The 17,326-nt window shown below is 30.4% G+C and carries 18 protein-coding genes and 1 other RNA gene; 6 read left to right on the forward strand and 13 right to left on the reverse strand.

The genetic code is table 11. From position 1 onward, the window contains the following. Positions 1-16: 16 nt before the first annotated feature. The 6 genes from Q0V67_RS08435 to Q0V67_RS08460 are packed head-to-tail and all read right to left on the reverse strand — an operon-like array spanning position 17 to position 5,038. On the reverse strand, positions 17-1,009 hold the full coding sequence (locus Q0V67_RS08435) for a LytR C-terminal domain-containing protein (protein ID WP_297598689.1): 993 nt from the start codon (positions 1,007-1,009) through the stop codon (positions 17-19). Then, on the reverse strand, positions 987-2,303 hold the full coding sequence (mtaB, locus tag Q0V67_RS08440; protein ID WP_297598691.1) for a tRNA (N(6)-L-threonylcarbamoyladenosine(37)-C(2))-methylthiotransferase MtaB: 1,317 nt from the start codon (positions 2,301-2,303) through the stop codon (positions 987-989). The genes Q0V67_RS08435 and mtaB overlap by 23 nt, the downstream gene beginning before the upstream one ends. Next, entirely contained in the window at positions 2,293-3,003 is a 711-nt protein-coding gene (locus Q0V67_RS08445; protein ID WP_297598693.1) for a 16S rRNA (uracil(1498)-N(3))-methyltransferase, read from the reverse strand. The genes mtaB and Q0V67_RS08445 overlap by 11 nt, the downstream gene beginning before the upstream one ends. 9 nt (positions 3,004-3,012) lie before the next feature. After that, positions 3,013-3,438 carry an Rrf2 family transcriptional regulator gene (locus Q0V67_RS08450; RefSeq protein WP_297598695.1) on the reverse strand — a complete coding sequence of 142 codons (426 nt, stop codon included), beginning with the start codon at positions 3,436-3,438 and terminating at the stop codon, positions 3,013-3,015. Positions 3,439-3,442: 4 nt separating this feature from the next. Further along, positions 3,443-4,432: a Holliday junction branch migration DNA helicase RuvB gene (gene ruvB / locus Q0V67_RS08455; RefSeq protein ID WP_297598697.1), complete on the reverse strand. Its 990-nt coding sequence runs from the start codon at positions 4,430-4,432 to the stop codon at positions 3,443-3,445. A gap of 9 nt (positions 4,433-4,441) precedes the next feature. Continuing rightward, positions 4,442-5,038 (reverse strand): DUF445 family protein, encoded by a 597-nt coding sequence (locus Q0V67_RS08460; RefSeq protein ID WP_297598718.1) that lies wholly within the window; start codon positions 5,036-5,038, stop codon positions 4,442-4,444. A gap of 451 nt (positions 5,039-5,489) precedes the next feature. Between Q0V67_RS08460 and Q0V67_RS08465 the strand changes: the two genes are divergently transcribed. Continuing rightward, a complete protein-coding gene (locus tag Q0V67_RS08465) occupies positions 5,490-6,830 on the forward strand; it encodes a sodium:alanine symporter family protein (RefSeq protein WP_297598699.1) in 1,341 nt (446 codons plus the stop codon). A 27-nt stretch (positions 6,831-6,857) separates the two neighbouring features. Here Q0V67_RS08465 and Q0V67_RS08470 read toward each other — a convergent pair whose 3' ends face one another. From Q0V67_RS08470 to obgE, 7 genes are all read right to left on the reverse strand, one after another. Further along, the gene (locus Q0V67_RS08470; RefSeq protein WP_297598701.1) at positions 6,858-8,063 is read right to left on the reverse strand and encodes a diguanylate cyclase; all 1,206 of its coding nucleotides are present in this window, start codon (positions 8,061-8,063) and stop codon (positions 6,858-6,860) included. A gap of 59 nt (positions 8,064-8,122) precedes the next feature. Continuing rightward, a complete protein-coding gene (gene rny / locus Q0V67_RS08475; protein ID WP_297598702.1) occupies positions 8,123-9,688 on the reverse strand; it encodes a ribonuclease Y in 1,566 nt (521 codons plus the stop codon). Between the two features lie 22 nt (positions 9,689-9,710). Further along, complete coding sequence (locus Q0V67_RS08480) at positions 9,711-10,058, reverse strand: STAS domain-containing protein (RefSeq protein WP_297598704.1); 348 nt, start codon at positions 10,056-10,058, stop codon at positions 9,711-9,713. A gap of 2 nt (positions 10,059-10,060) precedes the next feature. Next, the gene (locus Q0V67_RS08485) at positions 10,061-10,453 is read right to left on the reverse strand and encodes an ATP-binding protein (RefSeq protein WP_297598705.1); all 393 of its coding nucleotides are present in this window, start codon (positions 10,451-10,453) and stop codon (positions 10,061-10,063) included. Between the two features lie 4 nt (positions 10,454-10,457). Next, positions 10,458-10,844 carry a hypothetical protein gene (locus tag Q0V67_RS08490; protein ID WP_297598706.1) on the reverse strand — a complete coding sequence of 129 codons (387 nt, stop codon included), beginning with the start codon at positions 10,842-10,844 and terminating at the stop codon, positions 10,458-10,460. Positions 10,845-10,951: 107 nt separating this feature from the next. Next, positions 10,952-11,848 (reverse strand): tRNA (adenosine(37)-N6)-dimethylallyltransferase MiaA, encoded by an 897-nt coding sequence (miaA, locus tag Q0V67_RS08495; RefSeq protein WP_297598707.1) that lies wholly within the window; start codon positions 11,846-11,848, stop codon positions 10,952-10,954. A gap of 60 nt (positions 11,849-11,908) precedes the next feature. Further along, the gene (obgE, locus tag Q0V67_RS08500; protein WP_297598708.1) at positions 11,909-13,195 is read right to left on the reverse strand and encodes a GTPase ObgE; all 1,287 of its coding nucleotides are present in this window, start codon (positions 13,193-13,195) and stop codon (positions 11,909-11,911) included. 204 nt (positions 13,196-13,399) lie between these two features. Between obgE and Q0V67_RS08505 the strand changes: the two genes are divergently transcribed. The 5 genes from Q0V67_RS08505 (at position 13,400) to ssrA (ending at position 17,309) form a co-directional block, all read left to right on the forward strand. Further along, positions 13,400-14,401: a chorismate synthase gene (locus tag Q0V67_RS08505; protein ID WP_297598710.1), complete on the forward strand. Its 1,002-nt coding sequence runs from the start codon at positions 13,400-13,402 to the stop codon at positions 14,399-14,401. 13 nt (positions 14,402-14,414) lie between these two features. Then, entirely contained in the window at positions 14,415-14,906 is a 492-nt protein-coding gene (locus tag Q0V67_RS08510; RefSeq protein WP_297598712.1) for a cytidine/deoxycytidylate deaminase family protein, read from the forward strand. 10 nt (positions 14,907-14,916) lie between these two features. Next, positions 14,917-15,546, forward strand: a complete 630-nt coding sequence (locus Q0V67_RS08515) for a hemolysin III family protein (protein ID WP_297598714.1) — start codon at positions 14,917-14,919, stop codon at positions 15,544-15,546. Positions 15,547-15,570: 24 nt separating this feature from the next. Then, positions 15,571-16,902: an MATE family efflux transporter gene (locus Q0V67_RS08520; protein ID WP_297598716.1), complete on the forward strand. Its 1,332-nt coding sequence runs from the start codon at positions 15,571-15,573 to the stop codon at positions 16,900-16,902. 59 nt (positions 16,903-16,961) lie between these two features. Beyond that, positions 16,962-17,309, forward strand: a transfer-messenger RNA (tmRNA) gene (ssrA, locus tag Q0V67_RS08525). The last annotated feature ends 17 nt before the right edge of the window (positions 17,310-17,326 follow it).

Below are 17,326 nucleotides of genomic sequence, written 5' to 3' on the forward strand. Positions count from 1 at the left end.
TTCACTCCTTATAATCTTAGTTCATTAAGATGTTCAATTTATTATCTAGACTATTATTTTCAATCATACTCACAATGTTGAGTTTTTTAGCAACTTTTAAAGCTGTGTAATAGTCCTCTTTATTGTATTCTATAACAGGTTTTTCTAATTTTTTAGATTCATTTTTTAAATTAACATTTTTATATCCTAAATCTTCAAGTTCTTTTAAAGCTCCTTTTGCATCCGTTGAAGTTCCTTTTATATCAATTTTAAAATCAATATCTTTTTCTCTTCCTAAAATCAATACAACACTTGCTAATGTTGGGATATCATTATCCTCTTTTATTTTAAAGTATTTTTCATTTACATTTGTTAATATGTCTTCTAAATTTTCTTTTGTAGCTTCATTTATCTTTATTAAACTATAGTTTGTATTTTTTTCATAGTTTGCTGCTGTGTATGTTAGAGACAATTTGTTTTTTAACTTTTCACCAGTTTGTCTAGCATATCCACCAACTCCATTTGCATTCAGTATATCTACTACTATGTTCCCTGAACTTTTAAGTTCACCACCATATAGGTCTGAAAATAATGCCTGTGTTCCCGATGTCAGTATATATTTTTTATCCTCTATAACCATCTCCGGTATATTTCTTGCATTTTTCACATTTAATGAAATTTCACTATATTTAACAACTTTATAATTTGAGATTTTTTCTGGCAAAAAATTATTTATTGATCCAATTACCATTTCATAATTCCTAGAATCCACTAAATTTTTGATTGTTGTTTCTTTATCGACTTGGATATCAAAAGGAATTTTCACTGCAAGCTTATCCTCATATACAACTATAATATTATTTTTTCCTATAATTGCATACCGTTCCCACTTTTCTAAACTCTTATTATTTTTATTTAGATTGTATGTTAAAAATATACCTAAAAAAACTATAACAATCAGTGCTACAAATACATTTCCTAATGTTTTCATTCCAGTTTTATTTTTTCTAATCCCTTTTTCCCTTCTCATCTGCAATTAGTAGCTCCTTTTCTAAATTTGAAATTTCAACTTTCACTAATTCATTAACACTTGCGTTGATATTAAGTGTTTTTATTCTAAGGTAATTTTGACTATATCCATATGAATAACCGTCCTCTTTTATCTCTTCCACTAAAACTTCCAAATCTTTCTTTAAATATTTTTCTTTTCTTTCTTTGGACATTTCTTTTCTAAGTGCTTCTAATTTTTCTGCTCTTTGTTTTTTTATAACTCCATCAATTTTATCTGTAAATGTGCTCGCTAACGTTTTTTCTCTATCAGAATACTGGAATACATGTAAATCAGAAAAACCGATTTTTTTTATAAGGTTGTATGTATTTTCAAACATCTCGTCTGTCTCTCCAGGAAACCCAACTATAACATCTGCTGTATACTCCATATTTTCTATCGAATCTCTTAATTTCATAAGTCTTTCTTCTATTAAGTCCGCTCCATAATGTCTTCTCATCTTTTTTAAAACTGTATCATCACAAGACTGTAAAGAGATATGTAAATGAGGCATCAACCTTTTATTTTCCTTCATAATATCTATAAATTCATCTGATATTTTATCCGGATACATCGATCCAATTCTCACTCTTTCAACTCCGTTTAGTTTTATAACTTTTTCTAATAATTTTTCCAAATCTATATCTTCCTTTAAATCTTCTCCGTAAGCCCCTAGATTTATTCCTATTATTATAAACTCTTTAAAGCCTTCTTTCGTAAGAATTTCAATCTCATTGCAGATACTCTCTAAAGAACGAGATCTGCTCTTTCCTCTTCCAAAAGGTATTTTACAGTAAGAACAGAAGTTATTACAACCATCCTGGATTTTAATATACGCTCTTGACATCTCTCTTAAGGTTGCAAACTCATACTCTTCATAAGCTTTATCTTGGAATATATCTTCCGATAAAACTTTAGACTTTTTATTTTCTATATCTCTTATAAAATCAACCAATCCACTTTTGTTACTATTTCCAATTACAAAATCTATCTCTTCTATCTCTAATAGTTCTTTTGAATTTGTTTGAGCATAGCATCCTGTCACTATCACTATTGAATTAGGATTTAATTTTTTAGCTCTTCTTAGGATATTTCTTGTTTTCTTATCGGCTATACTAGTTACAGTGCATGAATTAACTATATATATATCCGCTTCTTTTTCAAAATTTTCCTCTTCATAACCAAACTTCACAAGTTGATTTTTTAAACTTTCACTTTCATATTGATTAACTTTACACCCTAACGTGTAAAAAGCAACTTTTTTATTAAAATTCATTTACCAGTATTCCTCCTACAATAATTGAGGCAGTTTCAGCTCTTAAAATTCTTTTTCCTAACGATACGGGAACCACTCCCCTATCCTGTAAGAACTCTATCTCCTCTTTATCAAATCCCCCCTCTGGACCGATTATATATAAAACTTTTTTGGGTTTTTCTTTAATTTTATTCAATATATTTCTTAAAGAATTTTCCTCTTCACACTCATATGGAACCACGGCTAAATCATACTCTTCAAAATCTAATTCAGCCAATTTTTTAGGTTCTTGAATCTCCATCAATTTAACAGCCTGACACTGTTTTATCGCTTCTTTGGCAATCAAATCCCATTTATCTTTTTTTTCTGTTATTTTTGCTATCCCTCTTTTAGTAAGTAGTGGTATTATTTTAGTTACCCCAACCTCTGTTAACTTCTGAATAGACAAATCCATTTTATCATTTTTTAGAATTCCGATAGCTGCATCTATCTCAACTTTCGTTGAATATTTATCTTCATTTTTCTCTAAAATCTTGGCTTCTAGCATCCTTTTATCTATTGATAAAATCTCACATATATACTCAAACTCTCCATCAACAGCCCTAATAACCTCTCCAACTTTTACTCTAAAAGCATTTTTAAGATGATTTATATCATTTTTATCTGTTATTTCTATTATATTATTAGCTATATTTTCCTTAGATATTATAACACTTATCACTATAATCTCCTATATCATATCCTTATTTTTTATTAACTCCGCTAGAGTAGTATCCTCTAATATTTTGGTCATTGCAATATCTAACTTACTCCAAATGCAAGTTGTTGAACACTCATCGTCCACACAAGAACAATTCTTTGTTTTATTATTTTCATTACAATCTATTACCTTTACTTCTTCTTCTAATATTTTATATAATTCATGCAATGTTATATTTTCTGGTTCTATAGAAAGTTTATATCCTCCATTAGGACCTCTTTTACCTTGAATTATTTTTTCGTTTTTTAATTTAAACAATATTTGCTCTAAGTATTGAACTGAAATATCTTCAGCTTCTGATATCTCTTTTATTCTAGCAAGATTTCCATGTTGACTCGCTTCTGCTATATATACTAAAGCCTTTACTCCATATCTAACTTTTGTACTTATTTTCATCCTCTTACTCCTTTGCTTTAAAATGACTATAAGCCTTCTCTGTAACCATTCTACCACGACTAGTTCTTTTTATATAACCAATTTTAACTAAATAAGGCTCATAAACCTCTTCGATAGTTCTTCTGTCCTCGCCCAACATCAAAGCTAAAGTCTCAACGCCCACTGGTCCTCCGCCATAATTTTCTATTATTGCGGTGATTATATCCCTATCTAGTTCATCCAGACCCTGCTCATCTACACCCAATATATTTAAGGCTTTAATTGCATTTTCTAAGTTTACTATTCCATTTCCTTTTATCTCACAATAATCCCTAACTCTTTTTAAAAGTCTATTTGCTATTCTTGGTGTTCCTCTACTTCTAAGCGCTATTTCTCTAGCTCCGCTATCTTCCACCATCACTCCTAAAAGAGAACCACCTCTTTTTACAATTCCTTCTAGTTCATCATTTTTATAGTAATCCATCCTATGGACAACTCCAAATCTATCTCTCAAAGGAGAACTCAGAAGTCCTGCTCTAGTCGTTGCCCCTATCAAAGTAAACGGAGGTAACTCTATTCTAATCGAACGAGCTGAGGGTCCCTTTCCAATTATGATATCCAATTCTCCATCCTCCATAGCAGGATATAAAATTTCTTCTACAGATGTATTCAGTCTATGAATTTCATCTATAAATAAAATATCATTTTCTTCTAAAGACGTCAAAATAGCTGCTAAATCACCAGCTTTATCTAATATTGGCCCTGAAGTGACCTTGAAACTAACTCCCATCTCTGTCGCAATCACACCTGCTAATGTTGTTTTCCCAAGTCCAGGTGGTCCGTATAATAATACATGATCAATACACCCTCCTCTTCGTTTAGCGGCTTCTATAAATATTTCCATTTTTTCTTTTAAGGAATCCTGTCCTATATATTCTGTCAACCTCTTAGGTCTTAAATTTTTTTGTATTTCTCCTTCAAACTCAAACTCCTTCTCAGAAACTACTCTATCCATTCCATCTCCTTAAAATAAAACTGTTATTAAGAATTGAGCTATCCCTATCAACCCACCTAAAATTGCTCCCACAATCTCTATATGTTTTAATTCTTTTTTCGCTAAAGAAAAAACTATTCTTTCAAGTTCTTCTAAAGAAAAACCATCTATTTTTTCTACTATAATCTCTTTAAAGTCTACATTCTTCTCTAAAGTTTCAAATAGCATTCCTATTATTTGATCCTTATTCTCCATTATTGAATCTCTGATTGAATCCTTTATTTTCCTTAATGTTGATTCGTTCAAAAACATAGCTAACATCGGAAATTTTGAAGATATTTCTGCTGCCAATTTTTGCTCAAGAATTCTATCTATAACTTTTCCCATTTCATTTTCTATATCGGCATTTTCTAGTTTTCTCATAATATCATCTAAAGATATCAATTCACTTTGAATTGTATGTGCTAAAGATATACCAATTTCATGTTTTCTTTTTGGAATTAGTCCTTGAATTTTAAAGAAAAATAAATTTATTTCTTTATATGGTCTAAATAACATTTTAATTGCAATATAGTTTGTAATCCACCCAATCATAGATCCAATTACAACTAAAAGTATAGCTTTTATAAACATTTCCTCACCTTTTCCAATTCTTTATCAAATTTATAAATTATTATTTATTATACCATTTTATATTTATATATCCAATATATTTTTGTTCCTAATTCTACATAAAATAATACCTCTCTCCAATACAAAACTACATTTTTAAAATTTCTCAATAAAATTTTATTTCTATTTTTAAAAAAACCCTTGTTTTTTTCTCCTATTATGTTATAATACATAAAATAAATTTTTGGAGGAAAATATGGAACAAAAAGTAATGTTTAATATAAATTCATATTACTATTATTATCTAACCTAGGGTTGGTATTTTTGTTTCATTCAAAAAATACGAATCCACTTTGTGTTACCGGTTAATAACTAGTAAGATGGATTTGTTACATAGAACTGTTAGTTTGCAGCCTGTGGTCAATCCACAGGCTTTTTTTTATTTTTTTAATCTTAGGAGGTCATTATGAATTTTTTAGAAACTATTGTTAATTTTTTAAACTCCATTCTTTGGGGTAAAAATCTACTTGTTGTCTTACTTATTTTTTCAGGAGTATTTTTTACTTTTAAAACAAATTTTGTACAAATTCGTTTTTTTAAGCATATGATTGCTCTTTTATACGAGAAATCTGATAACAACAATCAAAACCTTTCACCTTTCCAAGCGTTTTGTATCAGTACTGCCACTAGAGTTGGAGCTGGTAATCTTGCTGGTGTTGTCAGTGCAATCTCTATTGGAGGAGCCGGTTCCATATTTTGGATGTGGGTCGTTGCTTTTTTAGGTTCTGCAACTGCTTTTATAGAAACAACTTTGGCTATAATCTTTAGGGAACAAGATAAAAATGGAACTTTTTTTGGAGGCCCATGTTTCTTTTTAAAAAATGGTCTGGGCAAAAAGAGTTGGGGAATTGCCTTTGTTTTTACTGGGATAATTTGTTGGGCTGGCGTTCTACAAGTTGTATCCAATTCTGTTACCGAATCTTTTAATGTAGCTTTTAATTTAAATCCTTTTATAATGGCCGGACTTTTAACTCTTATGGCCGCCATCGTAATTTTTGGAAAAACTGATAAAACTGCTAAAATTTTAGATAAAGTAGTTCCTTTGATGGCTTTTTTATACCTAGCTATTGTATTTTTTATAATCATAAAAAACTTCAATCTGCTTCCAGATGTTTTTACTCGTATATTCTCAGAAGCATTTGGTATAAGACAAGGAGTAGGTGGAACTGTTGGGGCTATCGTCATGCAAGGTGTTAAGAGAGGGCTTTTTTCTAACGAAGCTGGAACTGGAAGTGCTCCTTGTGCTGCTGCTAGTGCTAACGTTTCTCACCCTGTTCAACAGGGGCTTATCCAAAGTTTAGGTGTATTTGTAGATACATTTGTTATCTGTACAGCTACTGCACTCGTTATGCTTTTAACAAAGGAATCAATCATTCAAAATTTAAATGGAATGGAACTCCTACAAAAATCTTTTAACTACCATTTAGGTTCAACTTTTGGAGAGATTTTCGTAGCTATTATTCTTTTTCTTTTCTGTTTTTCAACCCTTCTTGGAATATGTTTTTATGGAAAAGTTAACGTTAAGTTCTTAACAGATAAGGAAATTGGACAAACTTGTTTTAAAATTTTTGCTCTATCTATGATTTTTATTGGTGGAATTCAACAAAATATTTTTATGTGGAATCTAGCTGATTTAGGGCTTGCTCTTATGACAATAATCAATTTATCTGGGGTTTTTCCCCTTTCAAAATTTGCATTTGATTCCTTAAAAGATTATGAATCTAAATTTATAAAATTAAAAATTTAAACCAACAAAAAAAGATAGAGAAAACCTCTATCTTTTTATCTTTGTCACTATTCCTCTACCTTTTTCTTTAGATTCATATAGAGCTCTATCGGCATAATTAAAATTTGTTAAAATACTTTCTTCATACTTCAATCTTACCAATCCCATGCTCACTGAAATTTTTTTTCCATCTAAAACCATTTTTTTTATTTTTAAATTTATTCTATTACAAACTTCGAATGAATCTTCAGTATTATCTGTAAGAATAGCAAATTCATCTCCACCTATTCTATAAATATCAGTTAAACCTTCGCTTTTTAATGTTTTAGCAACATATTTCAAAGCTTTATCTCCTGTTGAGTGACCAAAATTATTATTTAAATCTCTTAGATGATCTAAATCCAAAAGAATTAAATCATAACTTCTGTTTTTTTTCTCAAAAATTTCTCTAATTTTTTCATCATAACCATGTCTATTTCCTACTTCTGTTAATTTATCGATATAAACTTTTTTCATCTCATTTTTTTCATAAGTTATATCCTTGATTACACAAGCTAAAAGATTTCCTTTATCTATTTTTACTCTTTCTTTATTTATCTTATAATATCTTCCGTTAAACTTTGATTCCCCACTATACTTCCCATTTTCCAAAACATAATCATCTATTTTTTTCCACTCTTCACTCATATATTTAGGAAACAAATCTTTATCTTCTTTTCCTATCAAATCTATCTTTTTCAATCCTATAAAATTACAAAAAGCTTTATTCGCATAAATATATTTTAAAGATGTGTCCTTATAAAATATATAGTCCCCTATATTATCTAATATTTCGTCCATAATTCTTTCGTCTGAAATCAATAGTTTTTCATCCATTTTAACTTTAAAAAATTCTATCGCTACAAAAACATTTGCCATTTTATTTATTTTTTTTATCTCTATTCCAATACAAATCTCTTTTTTTTGTTTGTATATAAAAGCTTCGTACATTACATTTTCAATATATATGTCATCTAACTCTCCGTCTAAAACTCTTTTTATATTTTTTCTAATATTGCATCCAGAACAACGGGATGTTTCTAAACACCTTTTCTTTTCTAAGTTTTGATTAAAGCATTCTAAAAATTCCCCACATCTTTCCCCTGAATCCTTCTTAAAAACTTGTTGTAGTATCTTATTGCTGTAACAAACCTTAAAATCTTTATCTAGTATCATTACCCCATTTCTATGATTATCTAAAAAAAGTTTATACATCTGTCCCCCCCCTTTTTTAAATAAAGAAGGAGAAAAACTTTTGTTTTTCTCCTTGATCATTATTTTGCGTACTCTACTGCTCTTGTTTCTCTCATGATAGTTACTTTTATTTGCCCAGGATATTGCATTGTTTCCTCAATTCTTTTTGCTATATCTCTAGCCATTTTAGTCGCTGCATCATCTGAAACAACCTCTGGATTTATTATGATTCTAATCTCTCTACCTGCTTGAATTGCATATGAAGATTCTACCCCTTCAAAAGAAGTTGCAATCTCTTCTAACCCTTCAAGTCTTTTTAAATATGTAGATAGAGTTTCTCTTCTAGCTCCAGGTCTAGACGCTGAAATAGCATCTGATGCTTGAACCAGTATAGCTTCTACACTTTCAAACTCAACTTCATTATGGTGAGCCATTACAGCATTTATTACTGCGGGTTTCTCTCCAAATTTCTTTAAAAATTCTCCACCTATGATTGCATGAGAAGCTTCTATATCGTGTTCTAAAACTTTACCCACATCATGTAATAAACCTGCTCTTTTAGCTAATTTTGTATCTGCCCCTAATTCAGCAGCTAAATTTGCTGCTAGTTTAGCCACTTCAATTGAGTGAGTCAATACATTTTGACCATAACTTGTTCTATATTTCAATCTTCCTAAAGTTTTAATGATTTCCATATGCATACCTGGAATTCCTAACTCAAGTAAAGCTTGTTCTCCTGCTTCAACTATATCTTTTTCTATCTCTTTTCTCGATTTATTTACAACTTCTTCTATTTTTCCAGGATGTATTCTTCCGTCATTGATTAGTTTTTCTATTGCTCTTCTAGCAACCTCTCTTTTTACACCATCAAAACTTGATAAAACTACTGCTTCAGGTGTATCATCTATTATGATATCTACCCCTGTTAAAGCCTCTATTGTTCTGATATTTCTTCCCTCTCTACCTATAATTCTTCCCTTCATTTCATCATTTGGTAGATTTACAACCGATACAGTTGCGTCTGCAACAAATTCAGAAGAAGCTTTTCCAATAGCTGTCGATAAAATTCTCTTCGATATTCTATCTTTTTCCTCTTCCATTTTGTTTTCATACTCTCTAATTGCTAAAGCTGTTTCATGTACTAAATCATCCTTTAACTTAGATATTAACATATCTTTCGCTTCGTTCTTTGTCATCTCAGATATCTTTTCCAAAGCTTCTTCTTGTGCCTTTTTTACATCCTCTATCTCAAGTTTTTTATTTTCTAAAGTTGCATTTATTCCTTCTAGTTCAGTAGCTCTATTTTCAACTTTTTCTATTTTAACCTCTAACGTTTCCTCTTTTTTTGCTAATCTTGATTCTTTTTGTAAAAGATCGTTCTTTGCTATTTTGATCTCTTTTTCTGCTTCCTCTTTCATATGATAAACAGTTTCTTTAGCTTTTAATTCAATCTCTTTTCCTTTAGCGAAAGCCTCTTTTTCTGCTCTTTCTAAAATATCTTTAGCTTTTATTTTAGCTTTTAATTTATCATCTTCTAAATTATTTAATTCCTCTATTTTTTTATCTATAGTTGATTTTTTATACAAAGCACTAAAAACTATTGCAATTCCTACTATAGCTAATCCAACTCCTATTATTAAGTTCATACTCTCTCCTTTTTATATCTATTTATCTAAAACTAGCAATTGCTTCCTCTTCTGTTCTATAGATATCAAATAGCTCATCTAAACCAATCATTTCAAATATTGTTCTGATATGATCATTTAATGCAACTAATTTTATATCTCCACCTAACTCTCTAACAACTCTTAATTTCCCTCTCAAAATACCCATTGCCAAACTATTTATGTGTACCAATTCTTCAAAATCTATAACAAATTTAGTTATATCTAACTCTATTTGTTTTGCTATTTTCTCTTTTAGCTTTGGTGCTACTAACGCATCTAGCTCTCCATATACTTTTATTACTCTTATATCATCTACATTTTTCTCAACTATTTCAAAATTCGTAGTCATCTTTAATTCTCCTCCTTAATTCTCTTTTCAACTTTTATCTTTGTACCATTAACTTTTTTTTCTATTTTGAAATTATCCGCCATTGCTTTGGCTAAAAAAAGCCCCATTCCACCTTCTTCTTTACTAATCTTATCTTCATCAAAACCAATACCATTATCCTCAACTATAAGGTGTATAATGTCTTCATTCTTTTGAAGTTCTATTATTATATCCCCAGATTTATACTCATATCCATGCTCTATAACATTTGTTGCAAGTTCATCTACAATTGAAAGTATTTTCATTATATCCTTCTGATCAACTTTTTGATGCTCTAAGTATGTTTTTGTCATAGCTCTAATAATAGAAAGATTTTTTAAAGATGATGGAACATACAGTTTTATTTCATTCTGCATATTTTCACCTTCTCTCTGTAAATTTTATTATTTTCCAGTCACCGTTTGAATATTTATACTCTAAATTAAAATAAATAATCTCTTCACCAATCCTGATTCCTACACTATTTTTAGCCGTAGTTTTTTCAAATTCAGGTTTAGTAAAATAAAACTTTAATTCTGACAAGTTATAATCCGATAGTTTGTTCACCATATATCTCTCTTTTAACGATACATCCAAACTGTTTTTTAAACTTATCAAATTATTTTTTTGTAAATCTTTTTGAATAAGCTCTAATTTAGTATTTAATCTGTTGTCAATACCAGTTAAATTTTCTCTGTTTTTATTTTCTAAATTTGAACAAGAAGCAGTCAAAACAACTAAAAACACAACACAAATCTTCTTTATCATTCAGCACTTCCTTATAAAGCTTTTCTGTACAATGATACCACACGAATACCTTTTTATCAAGACTATTATTTTGATCTATTTTTTATAAAGTCAGACTAACAAAGGGTTTATAGTCTGTTAAATTTTTCTAAAATATCTAAAAAAATCTCTTTTTCTGACATTTTATCTAAATCATACCAAATATATTCATCATCATTTTTAAACCATGTAAATTGCCTCTTAGCATAATTTCTTGAATTCTTTTTTATTAATTCCTTAGCTTCAATCAAATTTATCTTACCTTCTATATAATCAACTAGCTCTGTATATCCGATTATATTTATTCTTTTTAAAGACTCACCATATTTTTCATACAGTGACTCCACTTCTTTTAACAAACCATTTTCCATCATTATTTCAACTCTTCTGTTAATCCTTTCATAAAGGTATTCCCTGTCTCTTTCTAAAGCTACTTTTAAAAATTTGAAATTATTGCCTTTTATATTTTTTTTAGATAGTTCTGAGAACTTCTCTCCTGTTTTATAAAAAACTTCCAAAGCTCTTTCAACTCTTCTTTTGTTATTTGGATGAATACTTTCTGCACTTTCAGGATCTATTTCACATAGTAGTTTAAAAAGATTTTCTCCGTTCTCTTTCATTAACTTTTCTCTTATCTGCGAATCACTTTCAGGTAATACTGATAATCCTCTTACAACTGAGTCTATATAGAGTCCCGTTCCACCCACTAATAAAATATTTTTATCTTCAGATACATTTAAAATTTCATTCACTTTTCTCTGATAATCCCCAACACTATATTTCTTTATCGGTTCTACTATATCAAGTAGATGATGAACAACTCCATTTTTCTCCTGCTCCTTTATTTTAGCTGTACCTATATCCATACCTTTATATACTTGAGCTGAATCTGCTGAAACAATCTCACCATTTAATGCCTTTGCTAATTTTATAGATAATTCTGTCTTTCCAACTCCTGTTGGCCCAGCGATAACAATACCTTTCATTTCTTCACCTCTCTTAGTTTTAACAAAAAAAGCTGAGCCAAATGGCTCAGCTTTCATAACTTACTCAACAAAATCAAATTCTGTATCAGCAATTCTTACAGTATCTCCATCTTCCACTCCTGCATCTCTTAAAGCTTCTTCTAATCCTAAAGTTCTAAGCATATGTAAGAATGTAACTACCGACTCATCATCATGAGTTATTATATACTTCGCCAATACTCCATCAACCATAGATCCATCCACAACAAATACGCCATCCTCATCCTGTATAACTGTAAATGGTTCTTTAGTAACTTTGTTAGCTCTCAATACCTCAATAATATCAGCTTCTTCTTCCAGCTCTTCTCTTACTGTTTCTTGTAAAACATGCCAAGTTTTATTCAGAACCTCTTTTATTCCATCTCCTAAGATTACTGATACAGGAAATACTTCATGCCCTTTTGATTCTATGTATGCTTTAAACTCTTCATATTTTTCCATATCCCAAATTAAATCCATTTTATTTGCTAAAACAATCTGTTTTTTATTCGCTAACTTTTCACTAAACTTTGTTAACTCATTATTTATTCTATCGAAATCTTCAATTGGATCTCTTCCTTCAATTCCAGCAACATCTATTATATGGTAGATCATTTTACATCTCTCAATATGCTTTAAAAATTTATCTCCTAAACCTACTCCTTCGTGAGCTCCTTCTATCAAACCAGGTATATCTGCAACCACAAACGATCTCCCCTCTCCAAGTCTTACAACTCCTAATTTAGGTTCTAATGTGGTAAAGTGATAATTTCCTACTTTTGATTTAGCCGCTGATATTTTATTTATTAAACTTGATTTTCCAACCGAAGGGTATCCTACTAAAGCAACATCCGCTAAAAGTTTCAACTCTAATTTAACTCTTAGTTCTACTCCTTCTTTTCCTTTTCCAGCCATTGTCGGTGTTCTTCTAACTGAAGTTTTGAAGTTAGTATTACCTAACCCTCCTCTTCCTCCTCTCAAAAGAACTCTTTGGGCTCCTGAAACACTCATATCAAGTAGCAATTTACCTGTTTCAATGTCTCTCACTTGTGTTCCAATAGGAACTTTAATAACTAAATCTTCTCCTGTTTTTCCAAACATATTTTTTTTAGCACCGTTTTCACCATTTTCAGCTTGGAATAACTTTTTGTATTTAAAATCTATAAGTGTATTGATATTTGGATCAGCTATAAATACTAAATCTCCACCCTTTCCTCCATCTCCACCATCTGGACCTCCAAACTGTATAAACTTTTCTCTTCTAAAAGTGGCAGCTCCATCTCCACCATTTCCTGCTTTAACCGTTAATATAACCTCATCTATAAACACAACTAATCTCCTCCGAATAACTTTTTATCCTATATATAAATTCTTTTTTATCAAAATGTATTAATTATTATATTCTACACTTTTTTCTGAAATTTTGCAATTATTTTTAGTTGCTTTTTATTATGTATTTTTTGTTTTTTAATTAATATTTACAAGCTTTTATGATAGAATGAACTATAAATATTAAAAGTTTGGAGGAATTTTATGAATAGTTTTGGTTCTCTCTTTAGAGTTCAAATATATGGTGAGTCTCATGGTGCTGGTGTTGGAATTGTTGTAGATGGTGTTCCACCTGGAATTCCGTTGAATATTGATGATTTTAAAGAGGATTTATCTAAAAGAAAACCTGGTAAAATAGGTACTACAAAACGAACCGAAGAGGATCTTCCCATTCTTCTTTCCGGAGTTTTTAATAACTTTACCACTGGAGCTCCTATCAATATATTTTTTCAAAATAACAACATAAATTCTCGTGTTTATGATGATTTTAAAACTCATCCTAGACCCGGTCACTCTGATTTTTCAGCTGTACAAAAATTCAACTCTTTCAACGATATGAGAGGTGGTGGGCATTTTTCTGGAAGATTAACTCTAGGCCTTGTTGCGGCCGGAGTTATTGCAAAAAAAATCTTAAATAAATTTGATTTTGTTTGCGAAATTGAGAGTATCGGAACTTTAAACAAAAATGATTTTAAAAATAAATTGGATGACTATTTAAAAAATACTGAAAAAAATGGTGATTCTTTAGGTGGTATACTTTCGCTTTCTATAAAAAATATGTCTGTTGGTCTAGGCGAACCTTTTTTTGAGTCTGTTGAATCTAAAATTTCATCTATTGTCTTTTCTATTCCTGGAATTAAGGGAATTGAATTTGGGGCAGGCTTTGAAGGAACACGAGTTTTCGGAAGTCAGTTCAACGATATTTTTGTTGAAAAAAATGGTAAAACATCTTCTAATAATAGTGGTGGAATCAATGGTGGAATTACCAATGGAAATGATATCTACTTAAGGGTAGCTGTCAAACCAACTTCAAGTATTTTTAAATCTCAAAATACCTACAATTTTGAAGAAAATAAAATTACACCCTTAAAAATAAATGGAAGACACGATGTCGCATTCATTTTGAGAGTTCCAATTGTCCTAGAGAACTCTGTCGCTATCGCTATAGCAGATCTATATTTACAAAGTAAAAAAATACAATTTTAATTGGAGGATTTTAATGTTAAAAAGAACAAACTATATTGATTGGGATGAATATTTTATGGGTGTTGCAATTCTTTCAGCTAAACGAAGCAAAGATCCTGGAACACAAGTTGGGGCTTGTATTGTGACTCCAGATAAAAGAATTGTTGGTGTTGGATATAATGGTCTTCCTGCTGGATGCTCGGATGATGATTTCCCTTGGAATAGAGACGGGGATTTCCTAGAAAATAAATATGCATATGTTTGCCACGCTGAACTTAACGCTATCTTAAACAGTACTAAAAATTTAAAAAGTTGTACTATATATGTTGATTTATTCCCTTGTAATGAATGCGCTAAAAGTATCATACAAAGTGGAATCAGTGAGGTTGTATATCTTTCTGATAAATACAGTAACTCTGATTCCAATATTGCATCTAAGAAACTTCTAAATGCTGCTGGTATTAAACTTAGACAGCTTGAACCTAAATTTGATGAACTTACTTTAAATTTTAGAAAAAATAACTAGGAGGACTAATATGAATAATACATTATCTAGAGTTGAAGAATGGGTTAATTCTATGACTCATTATTTTGGAGCTATTTTAGCACTTGTTGGTACCGGTGCACTTTTAGTCCATTCTTTAAGAACTAATAACATAGGATATGTTGTCGGTTCAATGGTGTTTTGTTTTTCATTAATTTTGCTTTATACCATGTCTGGAACTTATCACATCTTATATACAGGTAAATTTAAGCGGATTTTTAAAATTTTAGATCATTCCGCTATCTACATTCTTATATCTGGTTCATATACCCCTTATCTTTTAGGTGTTTTTGATGGACATGTAAAATGGATTTTATTTTCTATTCAATGGGGAATGACTCTTGTTGGAATTTTATTTAAATTATTTTTTATTGGAAGATTTAACTTCCTTTCAACGCTTATATATCTTCTTATGGGATGGATGATTGTTTTTGTTTTTGATGATTTAAAAACACTTGTTCCACCCATATCTTTAAGTTTGTTGATCTGGGGTGGAGTTAGTTACTCTATTGGAACTGTATTCTATATGATGAAAAATAAAAAATTTTCTCATGGAGTATGGCATATTTTCGTTCTAGCAGGAAGCATCTTTAATTATTTTTCGGTATACTTTTTAATCTAACTAATATAACTAGGGGGAAATATTTTGAACGATTTAAGTTTAAAGTTTGAAAAACAAGGAATACTATCCACTATACTTAAGTTTAGTATTCCTTCATCTTTCGGAGCTATTATTGGAATGCTTTGCGTTTTAACTGATCGCTTTTTTATAGGACAAGTTGCTGGTAGATCTGGAATGGCAGCAGTAGCTCTTGTTTTTCCATATGCTATGATTATCAATAGTTTTAATTTTGCTTTCTCGGGTATTGCAATTATTATAGGAATCAAGTTGGGAAATAATGATCAGGATGGGGCTGAAAAAGTTTTGTGTACAGGATTTCTTTGGATTATAGTAACAGGTATTCTTCTATCTATTTTCCTTTGGTCTTTCAATACCCAAATACTTAAACTCCTTGGAGCTTCTGATTTAATTATTCCTTTTGCTAAAGAATATACAAAATTTTTAATTCCGATTGCGGTTTTTCAAATGATTTTAGGTCAAAGCACTCTTATTCGAGGGATTGGAGACTCTGTTACTGCAATGGGAGTGAACATTTCCACTGGGGTCTTAAATGTTATCTTAGATTATATCTTTATTTTAAAACTTGGAATGGGGATTGGAGGAGCTGCGCTTGCAACTCTTATTGCAACTTTTTTGAGTGCAATATACGTCTTAAATTATTTTTTAAAATCTGATATTATTACATTTTCCAAAAAAAACTTCTCTTATAATTTTAAAATTTTAAAAGAGATTTTTAGAATTGGAAGTCCACGATTTTACAATCAACTCCTTCAATCATTAATTATAACAATCACAAATAAACAAGCTGGAGTTTACGGCGGTGATATTGCCACCGCTGCTATTGGTATTATCTCAATTTGTAGGAGTGTTATGAATACAAGCCTTCAGGGATTCAATCAAGGAACAGCAGCTATTATCTCTTATAATTTTGGTTCTAATAATTTTAAAAGAGTTAAGGAAGTTTTGAAAATACAACTCTACACAGTTGTTAGCGTATCCTTATTGCTTGTTATACTAATGCTTGCCAACACAACCGCAATCGTTTCTTTCTTTATAAAGGATGACCCTGACCTAATCGCTTTTACAGTGACCGCTATGAGAGTTAATCTTTTTTTAATGCCTTTTACAGCTATTTTTCTAGCCTGTAATAATTTCTTTCAATCTATAAAAGAAAATGTTATCGCCACTAGATTTTTTATAACTAGAATTATTATTTTAAATATTCCTTTGGTTTATATTTTGGGATATTTTTTCAAAGAAACTGGTGTTTGGTTAGCATTTCCTATAGCTGATACCACAGTTGCGGTCATTCTTTTATTTTTAACTATTAAAAAAATTAAATCCATGAGAAGTTAGCATAAAGTTTCATTGAGTTTAAAAAAAATATGTGTTATAATAAATTACAATTTAATAATGGGGATGCAAAGGTTTCGACAGGGTTGTGAGGTTATAAGTAGCAGGCCAGGTTGATCGCTGTGAGAGATCAACTCATCGTTTAGATGGAAACAATAATTACGCTTTAGCTGCATAATGACAGCTCACCTTTGAACTTTCTTTTCTGTAGGAGCGTTCAGCCAAGGTGTCACTTAAATACAGATTACCCTAAGCGATTTCTCTAAGTTCTAGGGGACATTTCAGAGAATAGCTTTTGTTAGCCCTGTTTGTGGGAGTAACATTTGCGAAGTTAAATAGCAAACTAAGCTTGTAGAAGCTTATGGCACTTGCGATTTTGGACACGGGTTCGATTCCCGTCATCTCCACCAATGAATCCACCAACTAA

Origin of the sequence: uncultured Cetobacterium sp. (assembly GCF_947072685.1) — a bacterium.
Taxonomy (GTDB): Bacteria; Fusobacteriota; Fusobacteriia; order Fusobacteriales; family Fusobacteriaceae; genus Cetobacterium_A.

Bases quoted from the DNA above. Each gene is read 5' to 3' on its own strand.
- Q0V67_RS08470 (WP_297598701.1), bottom strand. From the start codon at position 8,063: ATGTATAAACTTTTTTTAGATAATCATAGAAATGGGGTAATGATACTA.
- Q0V67_RS08435 (WP_297598689.1), bottom strand. From the start codon at position 1,009: ATGAGAAGGGAAAAAGGGATTAGAAAAAATAAAACTGGAATGAAAACA.
- mtaB (WP_297598691.1), bottom strand. From the start codon at position 2,303: ATGAATTTTAATAAAAAAGTTGCTTTTTACACGTTAGGGTGTAAAGTT.
- miaA (WP_297598707.1), bottom strand. From the start codon at position 11,848: ATGAAAGGTATTGTTATCGCTGGGCCAACAGGAGTTGGAAAGACAGAA.
- Q0V67_RS08450 (WP_297598695.1), bottom strand. From the start codon at position 3,438: ATGAAAATAAGTACAAAAGTTAGATATGGAGTAAAGGCTTTAGTATAT.
- Q0V67_RS08505 (WP_297598710.1), top strand. From the start codon at position 13,400: ATGAATAGTTTTGGTTCTCTCTTTAGAGTTCAAATATATGGTGAGTCT.
- ruvB (WP_297598697.1), bottom strand. From the start codon at position 4,432: ATGGATAGAGTAGTTTCTGAGAAGGAGTTTGAGTTTGAAGGAGAAATA.
- Q0V67_RS08485 (WP_297598705.1), bottom strand. From the start codon at position 10,453: ATGCAGAATGAAATAAAACTGTATGTTCCATCATCTTTAAAAAATCTT.
- Q0V67_RS08510 (WP_297598712.1), top strand. From the start codon at position 14,415: ATGTTAAAAAGAACAAACTATATTGATTGGGATGAATATTTTATGGGT.
- Q0V67_RS08515 (WP_297598714.1), top strand. From the start codon at position 14,917: ATGAATAATACATTATCTAGAGTTGAAGAATGGGTTAATTCTATGACT.
- Q0V67_RS08490 (WP_297598706.1), bottom strand. From the start codon at position 10,844: ATGATAAAGAAGATTTGTGTTGTGTTTTTAGTTGTTTTGACTGCTTCT.
- Q0V67_RS08480 (WP_297598704.1), bottom strand. From the start codon at position 10,058: ATGACTACGAATTTTGAAATAGTTGAGAAAAATGTAGATGATATAAGA.
- Q0V67_RS08465 (WP_297598699.1), top strand. From the start codon at position 5,490: ATGAATTTTTTAGAAACTATTGTTAATTTTTTAAACTCCATTCTTTGG.
- rny (WP_297598702.1), bottom strand. From the start codon at position 9,688: ATGAACTTAATAATAGGAGTTGGATTAGCTATAGTAGGAATTGCAATA.